Raw genomic sequence first — 2,948 nt, forward strand, 5'->3', positions numbered from 1 at the left:
GCCCGCGGCCCCCCCCGGTGGTATCTCTTCCCCTCACCCCGGGGGGGGGGGGCGGCGGGGTGGGGGGGTGGGGCCGCGGCGGGGGGCCAGCCCAGGGGGGGCCACCACCACACCGTGGACCGGGCGAGGCGCGAGGCGTGAGGTGCGTACTGCGCCTTCCGAATTCTTCGGCTGCCGACCGGTGCCGACCGGTGCCAGGCGGTGCCGGGCGGTGCGCGCCGGTGTTCGGCCCGTGCGGGCCGGTGAAGTCCTCGGGTGTCAGCCGATGCAGAGCACGAGCAGGCAGAGCTGCGACGGTGACGTCGCCGACGGCGAAGGGCTCGCCGGTGACGTGGTCGTGTCGGAGCCCCCGGTGCTGCCCGAGCCACTCGTCCCTTCGGTGTCGGCCGGTGCGGACGGCTGCTGTGACGCGCTGTCGGCCGGGCTCTGGGAGGAGGACGACGAGGAGGACGACGCCGAGGAGGCGGCCGAGGACGAGGACGAGGACGCGTTCCGCGACCGCTGGTCGGACGCCGACGCCGTACCCGGTGCGGACGCGTCCGGCCGGGAACCCCGCGGGGTCACGGAGGACGGGGTGACCGCGTCCCGCTCGGCCGAACGGTCGCTCGCGGGCGCCTGCGTGGACGTGGCCGTCGGGGACCGCCGGGCGTCGGGCCGGGTCGCCGAGGGACGCGTGTACTCCGTCGCCTCCTCCCCCGCGGAGCCCGCGGCCGTCTTCGTGTTCGCGCCCAGGCCCGCGGCTTCCGGAGCCGACGCGGCCTCCGCCCGGTCCGCGGAGAGCCGGTCCATGGCGGTGAAGGTCAGACCCCCTCCGACGAGCGCGACGGCGGTCGCGACGACGGCCCGGCGCTGGTTCTTCTTCCAGCGGGCGCGCTGACGACGGCGTGCGGCGCGCCCCTGGGGTGCGGGCGTCGCCCCCTCGAAACCCTCGTGGTCGTACGCGCCCTCGTCGTCCTCGGACGTGCCGTGCGTGGACGGGGCCGCAGTGGCCAGGGCGCCGGCGGCCAGGGCAGGGGCGGCGGGCTCCCACACCGAGATGTCCGGCACGTCCGGGACGTGCTGCGCCGTCGTGCTCCCGGCGGCCAGGGTGACCCGGGGCTGGACGGGGTGCCGGCTGACGGCGACCGGGGCGATGTCGGGGGCGTAGGCGCCGCATCCGGGGCACACCAGGGCGCCGTTGAGATGCCGGCGACACGAGGAGCAGTAGTCCATCAGCGTCTTCCTGAGTTGACTGGTCGCCGCCCCGCCGGTTCCCTGCCCGGTCATGGTCGTACGTGGGTACGTGGGGTCGAACGCCAGCCACGCTAGCCAGGCCGCCGAGGCACTGTGTGCAGCCTGTGTGACGCTCCTGCACACATTCGCCGGGGGCCCGAGGGCAATGCCGCGCGCATCGGGACATCGCGCCCGCCCGCTCCCGAAGGGGGCGCGGAGCACTGCGCGACCGGGCACGGCGTACCCGCGGCCGGGCCGGGTCAGGACGTCCCGGGGCCCTCCGGCGCCGCCTGACTCGCGGCACGCCGGTACTCGGCGTTGATCCGCTGTGCTTCCTCAAGCTGGTCCTCAAGGATCACGATCCGGCAGGCGGCCTCGACCGGGGTGCCCCGGTCGACCAGCTCGCGCGCGCGGGCGGCGATCCGGAGCTGGTAGCGGGAGTAGCGCCGGTGCCCGCCCTCGGAGCGCAGCGGAGTGATGAGCCTGGCCTCCCCGATGGCCCGGAGGAAGCCAGGAGTGGTGCCGAGCATCTCGGCGGCCCGCCCCATCGTGTAGGCGGGGTAGTCGTCGTCGTCCAGCCGATCGCCCAGCGGATTCTCTGCTGTCATGTCACCTCGTTCTGCAACGCGTCGAGGGGCCCTGGTGCCGTACGGCACCAGGGCCCCGAAGGAAATTGAACACCATCTGCCGGCGCTACTGCCGCGCCGACCTTCTGTTTCCGCCGCCCGGCCCGGGATGGGGCAGGGAGTACGGGGACCGTGGTTGCGTGACCGGGGACCACCTTCCAATCCGGGGTCTGGCTGACCCGGTCGAACAACTCGGCCGGGCGATCCTGATGGCGTCGGCTCCTTCCGTTCCTGCTCGACATTCATGGGTGGTGCCGTTGGTGCCGGTGGCGGCTCCTCAGCCCGCGAGCCACCCAGCGCGGTCGTCAGTCCCGTCACCATCCTTGCGAACCATGTGGCTTCGGAACTCCACAACCGCTCTGAACTGCGTACTTCTTGTCCTTCGACCCGTCAGTTCGTGTCTGAGGGCCTTGCTCGACCTCGTCTACGAGAGAAACCTTAGCCACGTGCCCGAGCAATGTCTACTCTGACAAAGGTAGATTTCTGCTCGTGTGAATCCCAGGTATTTTGGTGTCATCTGTACGGGAGGTGGGTAGGAGCGACCGCTGGATAGAATCGGCTTCCATGTCGAACCCTGACGAACTGCTCGTCGGTATCTCAGCCCTGGTGGAGTCCGGGCAGAGCAATCGGATGTCGCTGACCGTGGTCGCCGGTGGTGCTGTCATCACCGGCAGACTGGCTCCCGAGGCCGTGTGGCGGGAGAGGGTCTCGGAGGTGCTGAAGGACTCCGACCATCTGGGCGCGTTCTCCGGCGTCTTCCTCGCGGACCGGCCGCAGGACCGTACCGGACCCGTGGGCTCCGCGGGCCCCGACGGCCACGCCGACCGTGACGATCGCGCCGAGCCTGACAATCGCGATGACCGTGACGATTTGGCCGGGCGCGGCGGGGCGCCCACGCATCTGCACTTCCACCTCGCCCGGATCCTCCAGGGCAGCGTGGGGATTCCCGAGACCGGCGGGATGTACCGCGTCGCGATCACGGACGTCAGCGCCTGGACCGTGGGCGACTTCAGCTACTCCGACCACTGAGCCGCCCGTACTCATCGGTATCCGCCGTACCTGCCGTACCCGCCGTACTCGCCGTATCCGACGGCACATGACGAAGGGCCC

Annotated in this window: 3 protein-coding genes; 1 reads left to right on the top strand and 2 read right to left on the bottom strand. The window is 71.8% G+C overall.

Annotated elements, in window-relative coordinates; genetic code table 11:
• Positions 1-258 precede the first annotated feature (258 nt).
• A complete protein-coding gene (locus ACFWGJ_RS43055) occupies positions 259-1,266 on the bottom strand; it encodes a hypothetical protein (protein ID WP_387334420.1) in 1,008 nt (335 codons plus the stop codon).
• A 206-nt stretch (positions 1,267-1,472) separates the two neighbouring features.
• Entirely contained in the window at positions 1,473-1,820 is a 348-nt protein-coding gene (locus tag ACFWGJ_RS43060; RefSeq protein ID WP_387334421.1) for a MerR family transcriptional regulator, read from the bottom strand.
• A gap of 582 nt (positions 1,821-2,402) precedes the next feature.
• Between ACFWGJ_RS43060 and ACFWGJ_RS43065 the strand changes: the two genes are divergently transcribed.
• Entirely contained in the window at positions 2,403-2,867 is a 465-nt protein-coding gene (locus ACFWGJ_RS43065; RefSeq protein ID WP_387334422.1) for a hypothetical protein, read from the top strand.
• Positions 2,868-2,948 lie beyond the last annotated feature (81 nt).

The sequence above is a fragment of the Streptomyces sp. NPDC060205 genome (genome assembly GCF_042728395.1).
Lineage (GTDB): Bacteria > Actinomycetota > Actinomycetes > Streptomycetales > Streptomycetaceae > Streptomyces.

Bases quoted from the DNA above. Each gene is read 5' to 3' on its own strand.
- ACFWGJ_RS43055 (WP_387334420.1), bottom strand. From the start codon at position 1,266: ATGACCGGGCAGGGAACCGGCGGGGCGGCGACCAGTCAACTCAGGAAG.
- ACFWGJ_RS43060 (WP_387334421.1), bottom strand. From the start codon at position 1,820: ATGACAGCAGAGAATCCGCTGGGCGATCGGCTGGACGACGACGACTAC.
- ACFWGJ_RS43065 (WP_387334422.1), top strand. From the start codon at position 2,403: ATGTCGAACCCTGACGAACTGCTCGTCGGTATCTCAGCCCTGGTGGAG.